Source organism: Candidatus Gorgyraea atricola (genome assembly GCA_030765235.1).
Taxonomy (GTDB): Bacteria; Omnitrophota; Gorgyraeia; order Gorgyraeales; family Gorgyraeaceae; genus Gorgyraea; species Gorgyraea atricola.
In genome coordinates, this window is sequence record JAVCCW010000029.1 from 99,273 (window position 1) to 116,136 (window position 16,864).

Sequence of the window (16,864 nt, forward strand, 5' to 3'; positions counted from 1 at the left end):
AAAAAAGCCGAGGCTGGACCTCGGCTTTTTCTGATATGTTGCGAGCTGAAAAGATTCAAAAAATATATAGAAACGGGAAGAAGGGCCTGCGGGTTTTGCAGGATGTTGATCTGGAGATCAAGAAGGGCGAGGCCTTGGCAATAGTAGGGCCGTCAGGCGCTGGCAAGTCAACGCTCTTGCATATATTAGGAGGCATAGACAGGCCCAGCTCAGGCAAGGTGGTTTTTGAAAATCAGGATTTATATGCATTGCCAGACAATAAGAGAGCTGAGATCAGAAATAAGAAAATAGGATTCGTATTTCAGTTTTATCACTTGTTGCCGGAATTTACGGCGCTTGAGAATGTGTTGATGCCGACCTTGCTGACGGGCCAACGGGCCAACGGGCCAACGGGCAACGATAAGACAAAGAAGTTATTGCAAGAGTTGGGGCTTGGTGAGAGAATGCGTCACAGGCCGAGTGAGCTTTCTGGGGGCGAACAGCAGCGCGTAGCAATTGGCCGGGCGCTCATAAATGATCCAGATATACTTCTCTGTGACGAGCCCACAGGAAACCTGGATTCAAAGATGGGCGAAGAGATACTTGATATTTTACTTGGACTTAATAAAAAGAATCGCACGACAATTGTCATTGTCACACATGATAAAGAAATCGCAAAAAGGGCAGATAGAATAATTAAAATTCAAGACGGGAGGATATTATGACAAAGGTCTATATCAATGGCGAGTATTTTGACAAGAAGGATGCGAAGATCTCTGTTTTTGACCATGGTCTCTTATACGGGGATGGTGTGTTTGAGGGTATTCGCTCCTATAACAGACTGGTTTTTAGATTAAACGAGCATATTGACAGACTCTACGAGTCTGCCCATGGGATCATGATGAAGATAAATCTTTCAAAGAAAGACATGACAAAGGCGGTCATTGATACATTGAAGCTTAACTCGCTTGATGACGCCTACATCAGACTTATTGTCACAAGGGGCGTTGGCGACTTGGGTCTTGATCCAAGAAAGTGCAAAAATGCTTCGATCATTATTATCACAGACAAGATCCAGCTTTATCCAGAGAAGCTATATAAAGAGGGTTTGAAGATCATTACAGTGTCTACTCCCAGAAATATACCAGAGGCATTGAATCCGCAGATAAAATCATTAAACTATCTTAATAACATCCTGGCTAAGATAGAGGCGGTGAATAACGGCTACGAAGAAGCGCTTATGTTTACTGCATCAGGCTATGTGGCAGAGTGTACAGGGGACAATATTTTTATCGTAAAAGGCGATTCTCTTATTACGCCTCCTGCATATCTTGGGATCTTAAAAGGTATTACGCGGGACGCGGTAATGGGTATCGCAAAGAAACTCGGCTTTGACGCAAGAGAGGATGTGCTTACAAGGCACAATCTTTTTACCGCAGACGAGTGTTTCCTAACAGGCACAGCAGCTGAGATCATACCTGTTGTGAGTATTGAGAAGAGGACCATTGGCGCAGGAAAACCAGGGAAGATGACATTGAAGCTAATGAAAGAGTTTAGAGAGCTGACGAAGAAAGACGGAGTGAAATATTAATCGGAGGTTTACTCATGTTATGTGATACATGCAAAAAGTCTCAGGCAACAGTGCATTTGACAGAGATCATAGACGATCAGATGACAGAGCTTCATCTGTGCGAGGAATGCGCGCAGAAAAAAGGCGCGCAGATGGAGAGTCACTTTGGCCTGGCAGATCTTTTAGCCGGCCTTGCAGACTTAGGTAGCGGCCAGTTTACCAAGGCAAAGAGTGAGACGCAGGTCAAGTGCCCGCGATGCGGCCTTACCTATGAGGATTTTAAAAAAGTAGGAAGATTAGGCTGCGGTGAATGTTATTCCGCGTTCAAAGAGGCGCTTATGCCTCTTCTAAAAAGGATACACGGCTCTACGCAGCATTATGGCAAGTCTCCGAAAAAGATGACAAAGACAACAAAGTCAGTAAAGAGCAAAAATGAATTACAGGAACTAAAAGATAAGCTGCAAAAGGCAATACAGGTGGAGGAGTTTGAGGAAGCAGTTAAGGTGCGAGATAAAATCCGTGATATAGAGAAACGCAGGAAGAAATGACCAATGCCCAATTACCAATGACCAATAAATTCCCAATTACCCAATTTCCAATTGGTCATTGGACATTGGTCATTTATTGGTAATTGGGAATTGGTAATTGGAAATTTTAAGGGGGTTTTACACATGAAAATAGATGATTTAGTAGGTAACCAAGGCGAGTGGCTGAGGAGTACCGGGCCGAATTCTGACATCGTGATGTCTTCGCGCATACGGCTGGCAAGGAATCTGGCAAAATATCCTTTTGCGCACTGGGCGAGCAAAAAAGAACAGCAAGAAATATGGCAGACTGCAAGGGACACGATAAAAACTTCAAAGAAAGTCAAGGGGTCCCTGTGCCTGGATATAGGAAAGATAGATTCTACAGACAGACAGTTTCTAGTGGAAAGACATCTGATGAGCAAGGAACATACTGTTGACGCAGAGAACAAGGGCCTTTGCGTGAGCGACAGGGAAATCGTAAGCATAATGGTGAATGAGGAAGATCATTTGCGCATCCAGGTCATGAAATCAGGTTTTGACCTTAGAGATGCCTGGCACATAATCAATGATATTGATAATGAACTCGGCACTTCTTTAAATTACGCGTATTCTATGGATTTCGGATACTTGACAGCATGCCCGACAAATACCGGCACAGGCATGCGCGCGTCAGTGATGCTGCATCTTCCGTCGCTGGTGATGACAAAGCAGATCGCCAAGGTCTTACAGGCGATCACTAAACTCAGTCTTACCGCGAGAGGCCTGTACGGAGAAGGCACAGAGGCAAGTGGAAATTTTTTCCAGATATCGAATCAGGTCTCGCTGGGCCACGCGGAAGAGGATATCATTGATAATATAGAAAGAATCATCAAGCAGATCATAGGCCATGAGCAGAGCGCAAGGGAATCGCTTGTTTCACAAAATAAAAATGCCCTTGCAGACAGGGTCTGGCGGGCGTATGGGACATTGAAAAACGCGTATATCATATCGAGCAACGAGACTATCGATCTTCTCTCGCTTGTGAGGTTAGGCGTTGACCTTGATTTAATAAAGGAAGTGGATCGCGCGCTTATAAATGAATTATTTATAATAATACAACCCGCGCATCTTCAAAAGTTAGAGAAGAAAAAACTAAATCCAAATGAGAGGGATGTCAGGCGAGCGCAGTTGATCAGGGAGAAACTGGGAAAATAAGGAGGGTACGCAAGATGTTTAACAGATTCACGGAACGGGCACGCAAGGTGATCTTACTTGCAAAGGAAGAAGCAAAGAGATTCAATCATGATTACATTGGCACTGAACATATTCTGCTTGGGCTTGTCAGAGAAGGCGAGGGTGTGGCCGCGGTGGTGCTCCAGAAGATGGGGCTCAGCCTTCAGCAGATACGCCTTGAGATAGAAAAGCTTGTAAAGCCAGGACCGAGCACAGTTATATCAGGCGATATACCTTTTACGCCAAAGGCAAAAAAGGCAGTAGAGTTTTCCGGCGAAGAGGCGCGCGCGCTTGGCCATAATTACATTGGCACAGAGCATCTTTTGTTAGGGCTTATACGAGAAGGAGAGGGTGTTGCTTCTCAGGTGCTTTTAAATATGGGAGTGGATCTTGATAAAGTAAGAGGCGAGGTGGTCGAGCTTTTAGGCTCTGCAACGCCAGGTTTTAGCGCTGGACCGCAGCAGCAGAAGGGTCCTGGAGGCCGCGCACCAGGCGCAAAATCAAGTTCAAAGACGCCTGCGCTTGACGCATTTGGCAGAAACCTTTCGCAGCTCGCGCGTGATGATAAATTAGATCCTGTAATCGGAAGACAGAATGAGATCGAAAGGGTGATCCAGATACTTTCAAGGCGCACAAAGAATAATCCAGTACTGCTCGGCGAGGCAGGCGTGGGCAAGACTGCTATTGTGGAGGGCCTTGCGCAGAAGATAATAAAAGGAGATATCCCGGAGCTATTGAAGAATAAAAAGGTTATTATCCTGGATCTTGCGCTCATGGTCGCTGGTACTAAATACAGAGGCCAGTTTGAAGAAAGAATAAAGGCGATCATGGATGAGATAAAGCGCTCGAACGATATAATCATCTTTATAGATGAGCTTCATACATTGGTAGGAGCAGGCGGCGCGGAAGGCGCTATAGACGCGTCAAATATCTTGAAGCCAGCGCTTTCACGAGGTGAGATTCAATGCATTGGAGCTACCACCCTGGATGAATACCGTAAGCACATAGAAAAGGACGCGGCGCTTGAACGTAGATTCCAGACAATAATGGTGGATCCGCCAACAGTGGCTGAGACCATAGAAATACTCAAGGGCTTAAGGGATAGATACGAGGCGCATCATAAAGTGGAGATCACAGATGATGCAGTCGAGGCAGCAAGTAAGTTTTCAGACAGATATATTGCTGGCAGGTTCCTGCCAGATAAGGCAATCGACCTTATAGATGAGGCTGGCGCAAAGGCAAGGCTCTCTATCATGACTGCTACTCCTGAGATAAAGGAGTTAGAGGAAAAGGCAGAGGAGATAAAAAAAGAAAAAGACGCCGCTATAAAGGACCAGGATTTTGAAAAGGCAGCGGGTCTAAGGGATAAAGAAAAAGAGAGCCGTAAAAAACTCGATAAGACCAAACAACAATGGAAAAAGGCCAGGATGGAGGCAAGACCAAAGGTCGACGAGGAACTAATAGCGGATATTGTTTCGAAATGGACAGGCATTCCTGTAGCGAGGATGGAGCAAAAAGAGGGTGAGAGGCTCTTGAGGATGGAAGACGAGCTTCACAAGAATATCATCGGACAGGATGAGGCAATAATTGCTATTGCCCGCGCAGTGAGGCGTTCACGCGCAGGCATAAAAAATCCCAAAAGGCCCATAGGCTCTTTTGTATTTCTCGGGCCGACTGGAGTGGGAAAGACGCATCTTGGAAGGGTCCTGGCAGAATTTATGTTCGGGGACGAGAACGCGCTTATACAGATTGACATGTCAGAGTACATGGAGAAGTTCAATGTCTCGCGTCTTATAGGCGCGCCTCCTGGATACGTTGGATACGAGGAGGGCGGGCAGCTTACTGAGAAGGTAAGGCGCAGGCCTTATTCTGTGGTGCTCCTGGATGAGATAGAAAAGGCGCATCCTGATGTATTTAATCTCCTTCTTCAGGTGCTGGAAGACGGGAGACTCACAGACAGCTTTGGAAGAAAAGTAGATTTTAGGAATACGATACTCATCATGACTTCGAACGTGGGCGCTGAGATCTTCAGACGACAGGGCTCCATTGGTTTTAAGTCAGAGAAAAAGGAAATGACCTATAATGATACAAAGGAAAAGCTGCTTGAAGAAGTAAAAAAGACCTTCAAGCCTGAGTTTTTAAACAGGATCGACGATATTATCGTGTTCCATGGCCTTACCAAACAGGATCTCTATAAGATCGTAGAGATAGAATTAAAGGAAGTCAAGGACAGGCTGAAGGAACAGGATATTGAGGTAGAATTAGATAAGTCTGCAAAGGAAATATTAGTGGAAAAGGGATTTGATCCGATCTTTGGCGCGCGGCCTCTTAAACGCACGATACAGAGACTGCTGGAAGATCCTCTGGCAGAGGAGATCATTGCCAAAAACTTTGACAGGTCTAAACCTATCAAGATCAGCGCTAAGAACGGGAAATTAGTATTCAAATAATGCGCTATGTTATTGCAAGGCATAAATTCAGGGCGGTCCTGTTATTAATTTTATTAGGCCTGTCCATCGTCTCTATCGCACCTTGGGTTTATGAAAAGATATTCATACAGGAGGAGCCGTTCGGTAACATCGCGCATTATTTGCCGTTGGTGCCTGAGGATATAGAAACAAATAGCGGCACTTTTCTTGATGTAGATTTTTTGAACGATGGTTATGTATTTTCTAGATTTAGATTAGAGGATCTTAAGATAAAGGATTTAGTAGTTTCAGCTACTGTTGTTACAAAGGGACAGATCATTAAGGATGAAAACGGAGAGGATGCTGGTTTTTCAGGAAAGCTTTCTTCCCGAGATATAACATTGGATTCAAATGAATTGCTGCCGCTTGATGTGTTTTATGAGATCAAGGGAGATGTATTAGAGATCAAAGAGCTGCGCCTGGGTAATTCATGTCGATTAAAAGGCACGATAGGCCTGGCAGAACCTTTTAAGACAGATCTACACCTTGACGTAATCAGGGCAGACATGAGAAGGATCTCTAAGTTCACGAAGATAAAAGGACATGGTCTTTCGCTTGGTATTGTGAGCGCCAGCTTTGATATTAAAGGAGATATGGCTGGTAATATCTTTTCAGAAGGGATAATTGAGAGCAGAAATGGAAAGATAGGGTCTATAGGATATAACTTTGTGACGCTTAAATTAGAGGGCTTTGGACCTGTGATAAATATAGTTGATTCCAGCCTGCATCAGGATAGCAGCAGCCTGACCATGGAAGGTTATATAGATCTGAGAAATATTGCGAAAGGCGGACTGCTTGACGGACTCAGAATCAAGTCAGACATGAAGACGATAGCCTGGGATGGCTGGGATATAAGCAAGGATGGCACAGATGAGCTTACCATGTCAAAGGATGTTGGCGAAAATGTCCGCGTGGGGTTTAAGACAATGCGCAGGGAACCGATCACCACATATCAGGATAGAGAAAATCCAGAAGAGATGAGTCTGGAATATAAGATGGGACTGCAGAATCTAAAGATGAAACTCAAGGAAGACGAGGAATTTCTTGGAGTAGAGCATAGCGTGAAGTTTTGATGGAGACGATATGAAGAAAATGATAAAACGGCTCGGTCACAATACAGTGAACTTTTTCATATACATAGGCGGGGTGTTTCATCTTTTGGTCTCTACGCTCTTTCATTTATTCAGGCCGCCTTTTAGGAGGAAAGAGATATTCGAACACATGTACAATATAGGTGTGCTGAGTTTTCCGATCGTGTTTCTAGTCTCTCTTTTTACTGGTATGGTGCTGGCGCTTCAAAGCGCGTACCAGCTTACCAAGATGGACGCGCAGATGTATATATCGAGCCTTGTGGCGCTTTCAGTAGTGAGGGAGCTGGGTCCGGTTTTGACAGCACTTGTGATCGCGGGCAGGGTCGGCGCGAGCATTACAGCTGAGCTTGGCACAATGAAGGTGACCGAGCAGATCGATGCGCTCGAGACACTTGCGGCAAATCCTGTGAAATATCTTGTTGTGCCGCGATTTCTGGCGCTCTGTATTATGCTGCCTATATTGACGATATATTCAGATTTTATAGGTATAGCGGGCGGATATCTTATAGGTGTGTATAAGCTGCTGATAGGCCCTACTATTTATGTAAAAATGACATTTGATCCGCTTATGTTTAAGGATGTGTTTTCAGGCCTTTTTAAGTCGCTGGTATTTGCGGTTATTATATGCATAATTTCGTGTTACGAGGGTTTTAGGACAGAGGGTGGCGCTGAAGGCGTGGGTAAATCCACGACGCTTTCTGTTGTCACGTCATTCATTTTAATAATAGCAGCGGATTGCTTGTTTACAGCGCTGTTTTATTTCATGTTCCCATGATAGAGATAATTAATTTAACAAAATCATTCGGCGGAAATAGAGTCCTTGATAATCTGAATCTTATTATCAAGTCTGGCGAGACCATGGTTATTATAGGCCGTTCTGGCTGCGGTAAGAGTGTTCTCTTAAAGCACATGATAGGGATCCTTAAGCCCGAGTTTGGGCAGGTTATTATAGACGATAGTGATGTTTGCAAGATGGAAGCAAAGGAACTGGACAAGTTAAGGATGGATTTCGGTATGCTCTTTCAGGGCGCAGCGCTTTTTGATTCAATGACTGTGGGCGGGAATGTGGGCTTTGCCCTCAGGGAACACACTGACATGCCTGAGTATCAGGTGCGCGAAAAGGTTGCAAAGGCATTGCATTTAGTGGGCCTTTCCGGCATAGAGAATCTCATGCCTGCTGAGCTGAGCGGCGGCATGAAAAAACGTGTGGGCCTTGCAAGGGCTATATGCAATGAGCCTAAGATTATTCTATATGACGAACCTACAACGGGTCTGGATCCAGTAATGGCCGATGCCATAAATAATCTTATTATAGATCTGACCAATAAATTAAAGGTGACCTCTATCGTGGTCACTCATGACATGGTTAGCGCTTATAAGGTAGGGACCAGGGTCGCTATGTTATATCACGGAAAGATCGTTGAGGTAGGAACGCCTAAGGAGATTAAAAATACAAAAGATCCATTGGTAAAACAATTTATAACAGGCGCTTCAAAAGGGCCAATTACAGACGGAAGATAATAAGGAGGTGGCGATGTTCACTCGATCAAATTTTGAATTAAAGGTCGGTATATTTATTTTTATCGGAATAGTCATATTATCGATCATAGTATTTTCAATAGGTAATTTTTACAGCATCAAACGCGGCTATACCATAGATATAGTTTTTAGTTTTGCCAATGGCATAAGCGTGGGCGCGCCTGTCAGGTATGCAGGCGTAGAGGTCGGCGAGGTGCAGGATATAGAGGTATATTATGACGAGATAGAGCAGAGTCCTATGGTAAAGGTCTTTGTGTGGGTGTCGCAGAATACCTGGATAAACGAGGATGCAAAGGCAGCCATAAATACGTTAGGCCTGTTAGGTGAGAAGTATCTTGAGATAGTACCAGGTTCAAAGGATAAAAGGCTTTTGAAAAAGGGAGATACATTAAGGGGGCAGGATCCTGTATCTACGGAGGAGCTTGCAAGGGATACCAAGGAACTGGTTGCAAAGATGGAGATCATGATAAAATCAATAGGAGAGGTCGTAGGTGACGAAGAATTTCAGAGTTCTGTAAAAAATACAGTCTCTAACCTGGAGGCCCTTACAGCGGACATGAGAGATTTTATTACTAAGGCAAAAGAAGGCGACGGAACCATAGGCCGCTTTATGTCAGACGACAGCTTGTATAAAAATATGGACGAGATGATCCTGGACATAAAGAAACATCCATGGAAACTTTTATACAGGCCGAAAGAGAGTAGGAGGAAGAAGAAATGACTTTAATTTTCATACGCGTATTTTTCATGTTACTAAGTATCATAGTTGGTTTTCAAGTTGGTTCTTTTGTGCAGGCAGGTGAAATGGATTTTGCGCTTATTGGCGCAGCGATTGGTTTTATTGTAGCGGTATCGATAATCGCGTTCGAATTTGTAACGAGAAAGGCGTCTATAAGGGGACTCTCGTCTGCTGTATTCGGCCTTATATTCGGACTTATAATGGCAAAGCTTGTCTCTGATACGCTTTCGCTCATACCGCTTAACCCAACAGTCCTTTATTCTTCAAAGGTAATACTTACCCTGATCTTTTGTTACCTGGGTATGATAGTCGCTGTGCGCGGCAGGGATGAGTTCAATATTATCGTGCCATACGTCAAGTTTTCACGGCAGGATCAGAAGGATGAACTCATTATCCTTGATACAAGTGTTATCATAGACGGCCGCATAGCAGATATTTGCAAGAGCAGATTCATGGAAGGCAAGTTTATTGTGCCGCGTTTTGTGCTAAAGGAACTGCAGGCCATAGCTGATTCCAGTGATTCATTGAAGCGGGCTCGCGGCAGGAGAGGCATGGATATCCTGAGCAAGCTACAGAAAAATTCAAATATAGACGTGAAGATCCATAATGAGGATTTTCACGACGTAAAGGAAGTAGATGCGAAGATCGTGAGGCTCGCCAAGATCTTGAGCGCAAAGGTCTTTACAAATGATTATAATCTCAATAAGATCGCAGAGATCCAGGGCGTGAAGGTCTTGAATATAAATGAACTGGCAAACGCCTTGAGGCCAGTGGTATTGCCTGGCGAGACAATGGATATACGCCTTGTAAAAGAAGGCAAGGAATACAATCAGGCAGTGGGATATCTTGAGGACGGTACCATGGTGGTCGTGGACAATGGAAGAAGATCAATAGGCCAGAGTGTACGTATAGTAGTGGGCAGTGTGCTCCAGACAGCAGCAGGAAGGATGATATTTGGGAAGTTACCCGAAGACATTAAGAAGAATAAACGTTAGTCAAATGAATGTCGCAGCCATAGTTCCCGCCGCAGGTAAAGGTAGGCGCATAAAATCAAAGATAGCCAAGCCACATATAAAGCTTTGCGGCAAACCAATACTTGCGCATACGCTAGTCAGGCTTTCAAAGAATAAACACATAAAAGAGATCATTGTCAGCGTCGATAAAAAACATATAGCAAGGGTCAAGAGATTCAAGATCAAGAATGTAAAGGTAGTAGCTGGAGGAAGGGAAAGAAAGCACTCCGTGCTTAATGCATTGAAAAAGGTGTCTAGCAACATAGATTATGTATTGATCCACGATGGCGTGAGACCCTTTCTTACTGATAAATTAATAAACGCCTCTTTAAAGGCAGCTCGCTCTTTTGGCGCAAGTGTTGTCGCGGTACCTGTAAAACCTACCTTGAAATGCGCTGGGAGGAGAGGCTGTGTAGCATACACGCCTGATAGGACAAAGTTTTGGGAGGCGCAGACACCTCAGGTATTCAAAAGAGATTTAATAGAGAAGGCATACAGGGCCATTGGCAAGAAAAACATAACAGATGATTCCATGCTGGTCGAGCTCCTGGGCATAAAACCAAAACTAGTCATGGGCTCGTACAGAAATATAAAGATCACGACAGAAGAAGATTTGAAACTGGCAAAGATGTTGTGTAGTTTACCTCCTCTGTAGGCCAGGTTTAAACCTGGCCTACAGAGGAGGAGGGAAATAGGAGGCACATATGCGTGTAGGAATAGGTTATGACATACATAGATTTGTTGATGATAAGCCTCTTATGTTGGGTGGGATCGAGATCCCGCATATCAAAGGGCTTTCCGGGCATTCAGATGGAGATTCACTCCTGCATGCAATATGCGATGCAATACTTGGGGCCGCGGGCATGGACGATATAGGCCATCAGTTCCCTAACAATGATGATAGATACGCTGGTATAGCGAGTAGTGAACTCTTAAAAATGGTTGCGGATAAGATAAATAAAAAAGGCTTTAAAGTCGACTATGTGGATTCTGTGATCATATTGGAGGAACCCAAGATAGCGCCTTTTAAAGATGCCATGAGGCAAGAGATAGCAAAGACACTAGGGATAGCTAAGGAGAGCGTCAATGTCAAGGCAACGACACAAGAGGGTATTGGCGCGCTTGGCAGAGGCGAGGCCATAGCGGCGTATGCCGTAGCTTCTTTAGTGAAATAAAAATGAAGATATATAATACGCTTAAGAGAAAAAAGGAAAGTTTCGAGCCCAAGAGAAAAATCGGTATGTACGTATGCGGCCCAACGGTTTACGACGCGCCTCATATCGGTCACGCGAGAAGCGCTTATGCATTTGATGTGATACGCCGGTATTTTGAATATAAAAAACACAAGGTTACTTTTGTAAGAAATGTCACTGATGTCGACGATAAGATAATCAATAAAGCGAGAGATGAATTTAAGAAAGAGGATTTAAATAGCGCGGTAAAAAAGGTCTCAGATAAATACCTCAAGGTCTATCATAAATACATGGATGATCTGGGTATCAAGCGGCCTGATAAAGAGCCAAAGGCCACAGAGTATATAGGTAAGATGAAGGATTTTATCGCTATATTGATAAAAAAAGGCGTAGCTTATGAATCAGATGGCGATGTGTATTTTAATATTAAAAAGGCAAAGAAATATGGCAAATTGTCAAATCAGAGCATTGAGAACCTGGAGGTTGGGGCGCGAGTTTCTCCAAAAGAACACAAAAAGGACCCACTTGATTTTGCTCTTTGGAAAAAGGCCAAGGATGGTGAGCCTTATTGGGAGAGTCCATGGGGAAAAGGCAGACCTGGCTGGCATATAGAATGCTCGGTGATGAGCTCGGATATTTTAGGAGACGAGTTTGACATACACGGCGGAGGCATAGATCTTATCTTTCCGCACCACGAGAACGAGATTGCGCAATCAGAGGGCGCAGGAAAAAAATTCGCGCGTTTTTGGATACACAACGGACTTTTGACTATCAATAAAGAAAAGATGGCCAAGTCCCTGGGAAATTTTATTACAATAGAAGAGATCCTGAGTAAATATTCAGCAGACGTACTTAAGATATTATTCTTACAGACGCATTATTCTCATCCAGTGGATTTTTCCTGGGAGAGGATGGAAGAGGCGAAGAGGGCGATGGAGAGGTTCAGTATCGTGTTGGGCAGCTCCGATAGCAACAAGCGACAAGCAACAAGGGACAAGGGGGTTGAAGAATTTCGCAAGAGGTTTGAGGAGGCTATGGATGATGATTTTAATACTCCAAGTGCACTTGCGGCGCTGTTCGATTTAGTTACGTATGTTAATAAATTAGGGACAAGGGACAAGGGACAAGGGACAAGGGAGTTGTTGGATTTGGGTAGGGTGTTCGGGTTGTTTGAGAAAAGAAAAGTCCAGAAACTTAAGGTAGAGGTAAAAAAACTCATAGAGGAAAGAAATAAAGCCAGGAAGGAAAAGGATTTCAAGGCAGCGGATAAAATAAGAGAAAAATTAGATAAAATGGGCATTATACTCGAGGATCAAAAAGACGGCACCACCTGGCGAACGACCTAACTTTACTTGGCAAGGCTGGACCTCGGCTTTTTTAAAAAAGCCGAGGTCCAGCCTTGCCAAGTAAAGTTAGGTTAAGGGGATCATGAATAAGCGGGGATTGTTCATCACATTCGAAGGGCCGGAAGGGAGTGGTAAGAGTACACATTCTAAGCTCTTGTGTGATTTTTTGAGGGAAAAAGGTCATAAGGTTTTATATACCAGGGAGCCGGGCGGCACGCTTATCAGTGAAAAGATACGCAAGGTATTGCTGGACCCCAAGAATAAAGGCATGGATGTAGCATGTGAGATGCTTTTATATATTGCCGCGAGGGCGCAGATCATAAAGGAAAAGATCTTACCCGCGTTAAAGAGAGGCGAGATCGTAGTCTGTGATAGATTTACAGATGCTACGCTTGTTTATCAGGGATATGCAGGAGGAATTGATTTAAAGACCATAAAGGACATAAATACGATTGCTACAAAGGGTATATCTCCTGAAGTTACTTTTTTATTGGACATAGAGGCGAAAAAGGGACTTTTACGTTCAGGAAAAAATAAAGACAGGATGGAGAGAAAATCACTCCTCTTTCATAAAAAGGTCAGGCAGGGATATCTGATGATCGCCCGCAAGGAACCGCGCAGGGTAAGGATACTTTCAGCGATAGGGGAGATTTCAGAAACGCAGGAGAAAATTAGAAAAATAGTTTTAAAGTTAATAGGTTAGTTGTGAGGGTGAGGATGAGTTATGGGTTGTGGGTCGAGTTGTGAGGTGTAGGTAGTGAGTAAAAACACACAACCCATCCTCACAACCCGACACATAACTCACAACACACCCACACAACACACAACAAAATAATAGATATGTCATTCGAAAATATAATCGGGCAAGACATAGCGGTTAATTCGCTTAAGGGCATAATCGCGCAGGATACAGCAAGGGGGAGCTATCTATTTTTCGGACCTGACGGCATTGGTAAGCGCACTGCGGCCATTGAGTTCGCAAAGGCCATAAATCACGATGATATAGCGTCCAGAAAAATAGATTCTGGGAATCACCCGGATGTATTTATCGTATATCCAGAAGGAAAGTCCAGTTCTATAAAGATAGAGAAGATAAGAGAGATAATCTATCAGGCGAGCCTGAAGCCGTATGAGGCAAAGAAAAGGATCTTTATCATAAGCGATGCAGAGGCCATGACCCTGGAGGCGCAGAATGCGCTTTTAAAGCTTCTGGAGGAGCCGCCGCAGAATCATATATTGATATTGACCAGCTCTAATGCCGCAGCGCTACTCCCTACGGTTTTATCGAGATGCAAGGTCGTGAAGTTTTATTCTCTTAGCCAGAGTAGAATTCAGGAATTTCTTGAGGCGCGGAACATGGAAGAAAAAGAGGCTGTGCTATTTTCGCATATGGCAATGGGTAGCCTTGGCAGGGCAATGGAGCTCAAGGAAGGGGATATTATTGCGCGACGCGACCAGGTCGTGAATGATTTTTTCTTGAGAAAGAGCGCGCTTTTAAAAGAAAATGTTTTATCAGGGGATTTGCTAAAGAATATCGGCCAGTCTCTATATATGCTTTTGTGCTGGTACAGGGATCTATTGGTGTCAAAATTTACACAGGCACCTGACGAATTATTAAATGCGGATCGTTCACGCGAGATCTTTTCGTACGCGTCCAGGTTTTCAAGAGAGAAATTACAGAAAGATGTCTTGGCCATAATGAAGACAATAGGCCATGTGAGAGCGAATGTAAATCCAAAAATAGCGCTTTTCAATTTAGCAGTGGAACTGAAACGAGGTTAACGTGAAGGAAGTGATTCAAGTCAGATTAAGAGAGGCAGGTATTACCTTATATTATGAACCCAATGATATGAAGCCGAAGGTGGGGGACTATGTGATCGTCGGAGTTGAAAGGGGTCAGGATTATGCTCAGGTGATAAGCGTGCCAGAGAGCATTTCAGAGGACAAGCTTAAAAAACCATTGAAGAAAATTGTGCGCATAGCTACAAAGGATGATATGGAGCGCATAAATGAAAACAAGAAGCGGATCAAGTACGCGTCCCAGACATGCACCAGAAAGATCCAGGAACGCAAGCTTGATATGAAGCTGATCAATGTGGAATATTCCTTTGACAGGACAAAGCTTATTTTTTATTTTACCTCTGAAGGCAGGGTGGATTTCAGGGAGCTTGTAAAGGACCTGGCCCATATATTTAAGGTAAGGATAGAGTTGAGGCAGGTAGGCGTCAGGGATGAGGCAAGGATGCTGGGCGGGTTCGGGCATTGCGGCCGGCCTCTGTGCTGCTCTAGTTTTTTAAAGGGTTTTGAGCCAGTGACGATAAGGATGGCAAAGGAACAGAATCTTCCGCTCAATCCTTCAAAGATCTCAGGCTGTTGCGGCAGGCTCATGTGTTGCCTGGGATATGAATATCAGAATTATAAGAAGTATCTAAAAGGACTCCCAAAAGAAGGCGAAAAGATAAAGACAAAGCATGGCAAGGGCAGGGTAGTAAGTGTAAACGCCTTAAGGCGCAAGGTAACTGTTGAACTGGAGGAAGGAAAGCATATAGAGTTAGATTACAATAAATGAAATCCCAAATCCAAATACTACCAAATCCCAAATAAATCCCAATTTCAAAATCCCAAAATTGGGATTTGGGATTTTGGATTTATTTGGTAGTATTGGTATTATTGGTAGTATTGGGATTTATTAAAATTATGAGAAAATTTTATATCACCACCCCCCTATATTACGTAAACGGTAATCCGCACATCGGGCATTCCTATACTAACATTGCCTGTGATGTGCTTGCCAGGTTCAGACGACTGCAAGGCGACGAAGTATTATTTGCCACAGGTACTGATGAGCATGGTCAGAAGATACAGGACTCAGCCAGTGAAAAAGGCATGGAGCCGAGGGCGTTTGTGGATAGCGTGGTGCCAAGGTTCAAGGATCTGTGGAAGCAGCTTAATATCTCATACGATGATTTTATCCGGACTACAGAGCCCAGACACGAAGAGGTGGTCAAAAAGATACTCGAGATGTTGCATAAGAATGGGGATCTCTATGAAGGCGAGTACAGCGGGTGGTATTGCACCCCGTGCGAAAGTTTTTGGACAGGGGCGCAGCTCATAGAGGAGAAGTGCCCTGACTGCAAGCGTCAGGTAGAACACATAAAAGAGAAGAATTTCTTTTTCAAGCTCTCCAAGTATCAGGGTTGGCTCGTAGATTACATTAATTCGCACGAAGATTTTATATTACCTGTTATAAGACGCAATGAGGTCTTAAGTTTTTTAAAAAACCCTTTGAATGACCTGTGTGTCTCAAGGCCAAAATCAAGGCTTTCATGGGGAGTGGCAATGCCTTTTAGCGAAGACCATGTCACATATGTGTGGTTTGACGCGCTCATAAATTATATAAGCGTATGTGGCTATGGCGATGATCCAAAGAAATTTAAAAAATTCTGGCCGGCAGACATACACATGATAGGTAAGGATATTTTAAGGATGCATGCGGTTAACTGGCCCATAATGCTTCATGCTGCAGGCATAGAGATGCCAAAGACAGTGTTCGCGCACGGCTGGTGGAAGATAAACGAGGACAAGATGTCTAAGTCCAAGGGCAATATAATAGATCCAAAGGAAATGGTAGATAGATTTGGCATTGACGCATATAGATATTTTCTTTTAAGAGAAGTGCCGTTTGGCATGGATGGCTCGTTTTCGGAAAAGGCCTTGATATCAAGGATCAACAGCGACCTTGCTAATGATCTTGGTAATCTCCTGCACAGGACGCTTTCAATGATAGAGAAATATTTTGAAGGAGCTGTGCCTAAAAGGACGCGGAATGTTGATGAGCTTAGTAAATCTCTTATTGATAAGGCAAAGGGTTTGGAATCCGAGATCAAAGTAGCCCTGGATACTATAAATTTCAGCAAGGCGCTTACAGCCATATGGGAATTGATAAACATGGCGAATAAATTCATAGAACAGAAGGCGCCATGGAAGCTTTCTAAGGAAAAAAAGACTGACCAGTTAAAAGATATGATGCGTGATCTCTATGATGTCTTGAGCATAGTTTGCAGCGCACTATACCCGTTTATGCCGACTACATCAGAGAATATGGCGATTCAACTCGGCCTTGCAAAGCCAGGTACCAAGATCAATAAAGGTAAACCACTTTTTCCCAGAATAGAGAAGTAAGGAGT

17 protein-coding genes are annotated in these 16,864 nt (G+C 43.8%); all 17 read left to right on the forward strand.

All coding sequences use genetic code 11. The features are described 5' to 3' along the window. Window positions 1-35: 35 nt before the first annotated feature. The 17 genes from P9L93_06035 to metG all read left to right on the forward strand — a co-directional run bounded on the left by P9L93_06035 (window position 36) and on the right by metG (window position 16,859). Complete coding sequence (locus P9L93_06035) at window positions 36-704, forward strand: ABC transporter ATP-binding protein (protein ID MDP8230645.1); 669 nt, start codon at window positions 36-38, stop codon at window positions 702-704. Continuing rightward, complete coding sequence (ilvE, locus tag P9L93_06040) at window positions 698-1,570, forward strand: branched-chain-amino-acid transaminase (GenBank protein ID MDP8230646.1); 873 nt, start codon at window positions 698-700, stop codon at window positions 1,568-1,570. Before P9L93_06035 ends, ilvE begins: the two co-directional genes overlap by 7 nt. 14 nt (window positions 1,571-1,584) lie before the next feature. After that, window positions 1,585-2,097 (forward strand): UvrB/UvrC motif-containing protein, encoded by a 513-nt coding sequence (locus P9L93_06045; GenBank protein MDP8230647.1) that lies wholly within the window; start codon window positions 1,585-1,587, stop codon window positions 2,095-2,097. A 123-nt stretch (window positions 2,098-2,220) separates the two neighbouring features. Further along, complete coding sequence (locus P9L93_06050; GenBank protein ID MDP8230648.1) at window positions 2,221-3,270, forward strand: protein arginine kinase; 1,050 nt, start codon at window positions 2,221-2,223, stop codon at window positions 3,268-3,270. Between the two features lie 14 nt (window positions 3,271-3,284). Further along, window positions 3,285-5,738: an ATP-dependent Clp protease ATP-binding subunit gene (locus P9L93_06055; protein MDP8230649.1), complete on the forward strand. Its 2,454-nt coding sequence runs from the start codon at window positions 3,285-3,287 to the stop codon at window positions 5,736-5,738. Further along, window positions 5,738-6,829 (forward strand): hypothetical protein, encoded by a 1,092-nt coding sequence (locus tag P9L93_06060; GenBank protein ID MDP8230650.1) that lies wholly within the window; start codon window positions 5,738-5,740, stop codon window positions 6,827-6,829. The genes P9L93_06055 and P9L93_06060 overlap by 1 nt, the downstream gene beginning before the upstream one ends. Before the next feature lie 10 nt (window positions 6,830-6,839). Next, the gene (locus P9L93_06065; GenBank protein ID MDP8230651.1) at window positions 6,840-7,622 is read left to right on the forward strand and encodes an ABC transporter permease; all 783 of its coding nucleotides are present in this window, start codon (window positions 6,840-6,842) and stop codon (window positions 7,620-7,622) included. Then, window positions 7,619-8,368: an ABC transporter ATP-binding protein gene (locus P9L93_06070; protein MDP8230652.1), complete on the forward strand. Its 750-nt coding sequence runs from the start codon at window positions 7,619-7,621 to the stop codon at window positions 8,366-8,368. Before P9L93_06065 ends, P9L93_06070 begins: the two co-directional genes overlap by 4 nt. Before the next feature lie 13 nt (window positions 8,369-8,381). Then, the gene (locus P9L93_06075; protein MDP8230653.1) at window positions 8,382-9,107 is read left to right on the forward strand and encodes an MlaD family protein; all 726 of its coding nucleotides are present in this window, start codon (window positions 8,382-8,384) and stop codon (window positions 9,105-9,107) included. After that, window positions 9,104-10,120, forward strand: coding sequence for a PIN domain-containing protein (locus P9L93_06080; protein ID MDP8230654.1), 1,017 nt, complete (start codon window positions 9,104-9,106; stop codon window positions 10,118-10,120). Before P9L93_06075 ends, P9L93_06080 begins: the two co-directional genes overlap by 4 nt. A gap of 4 nt (window positions 10,121-10,124) precedes the next feature. After that, window positions 10,125-10,793 (forward strand): 2-C-methyl-D-erythritol 4-phosphate cytidylyltransferase, encoded by a 669-nt coding sequence (ispD, locus tag P9L93_06085; GenBank protein MDP8230655.1) that lies wholly within the window; start codon window positions 10,125-10,127, stop codon window positions 10,791-10,793. A 49-nt stretch (window positions 10,794-10,842) separates the two neighbouring features. Then, window positions 10,843-11,313 carry a 2-C-methyl-D-erythritol 2,4-cyclodiphosphate synthase gene (gene ispF, locus P9L93_06090; GenBank protein MDP8230656.1) on the forward strand — a complete coding sequence of 157 codons (471 nt, stop codon included), beginning with the start codon at window positions 10,843-10,845 and terminating at the stop codon, window positions 11,311-11,313. Between the two features lie 2 nt (window positions 11,314-11,315). Continuing rightward, a complete protein-coding gene (cysS, locus tag P9L93_06095; GenBank protein MDP8230657.1) occupies window positions 11,316-12,677 on the forward strand; it encodes a cysteine--tRNA ligase in 1,362 nt (453 codons plus the stop codon). Window positions 12,678-12,759: 82 nt separating this feature from the next. Continuing rightward, the gene (gene tmk / locus P9L93_06100) at window positions 12,760-13,380 is read left to right on the forward strand and encodes a dTMP kinase (GenBank protein ID MDP8230658.1); all 621 of its coding nucleotides are present in this window, start codon (window positions 12,760-12,762) and stop codon (window positions 13,378-13,380) included. 137 nt (window positions 13,381-13,517) lie between these two features. Then, window positions 13,518-14,459 (forward strand): DNA polymerase III subunit, encoded by a 942-nt coding sequence (locus P9L93_06105; GenBank protein ID MDP8230659.1) that lies wholly within the window; start codon window positions 13,518-13,520, stop codon window positions 14,457-14,459. Window position 14,460: 1 nt separating this feature from the next. Next, on the forward strand, window positions 14,461-15,246 hold the full coding sequence (locus tag P9L93_06110) for a stage 0 sporulation family protein (GenBank protein MDP8230660.1): 786 nt from the start codon (window positions 14,461-14,463) through the stop codon (window positions 15,244-15,246). A gap of 128 nt (window positions 15,247-15,374) precedes the next feature. Then, complete coding sequence (gene metG / locus P9L93_06115) at window positions 15,375-16,859, forward strand: methionine--tRNA ligase (protein ID MDP8230661.1); 1,485 nt, start codon at window positions 15,375-15,377, stop codon at window positions 16,857-16,859. Window positions 16,860-16,864 lie beyond the last annotated feature (5 nt).

Coding starts and splice junctions, on each gene's coding strand:
- P9L93_06060 (MDP8230650.1), top strand. CDS start 5,738: ATGCGCTATGTTATTGCAAGGCATAAATTCAGGGCGGTCCTGTTATTA.
- P9L93_06065 (MDP8230651.1), top strand. CDS start 6,840: ATGAAGAAAATGATAAAACGGCTCGGTCACAATACAGTGAACTTTTTC.
- P9L93_06055 (MDP8230649.1), top strand. CDS start 3,285: ATGTTTAACAGATTCACGGAACGGGCACGCAAGGTGATCTTACTTGCA.
- cysS (MDP8230657.1), top strand. CDS start 11,316: ATGAAGATATATAATACGCTTAAGAGAAAAAAGGAAAGTTTCGAGCCC.
- P9L93_06070 (MDP8230652.1), top strand. CDS start 7,619: ATGATAGAGATAATTAATTTAACAAAATCATTCGGCGGAAATAGAGTC.
- metG (MDP8230661.1), top strand. CDS start 15,375: ATGAGAAAATTTTATATCACCACCCCCCTATATTACGTAAACGGTAAT.
- P9L93_06075 (MDP8230653.1), top strand. CDS start 8,382: ATGTTCACTCGATCAAATTTTGAATTAAAGGTCGGTATATTTATTTTT.
- P9L93_06045 (MDP8230647.1), top strand. CDS start 1,585: ATGTTATGTGATACATGCAAAAAGTCTCAGGCAACAGTGCATTTGACA.
- P9L93_06035 (MDP8230645.1), top strand. CDS start 36: ATGTTGCGAGCTGAAAAGATTCAAAAAATATATAGAAACGGGAAGAAG.
- ispD (MDP8230655.1), top strand. CDS start 10,125: ATGAATGTCGCAGCCATAGTTCCCGCCGCAGGTAAAGGTAGGCGCATA.
- tmk (MDP8230658.1), top strand. CDS start 12,760: ATGAATAAGCGGGGATTGTTCATCACATTCGAAGGGCCGGAAGGGAGT.
- ispF (MDP8230656.1), top strand. CDS start 10,843: ATGCGTGTAGGAATAGGTTATGACATACATAGATTTGTTGATGATAAG.
- P9L93_06050 (MDP8230648.1), top strand. CDS start 2,221: ATGAAAATAGATGATTTAGTAGGTAACCAAGGCGAGTGGCTGAGGAGT.
- P9L93_06105 (MDP8230659.1), top strand. CDS start 13,518: ATGTCATTCGAAAATATAATCGGGCAAGACATAGCGGTTAATTCGCTT.
- P9L93_06080 (MDP8230654.1), top strand. CDS start 9,104: ATGACTTTAATTTTCATACGCGTATTTTTCATGTTACTAAGTATCATA.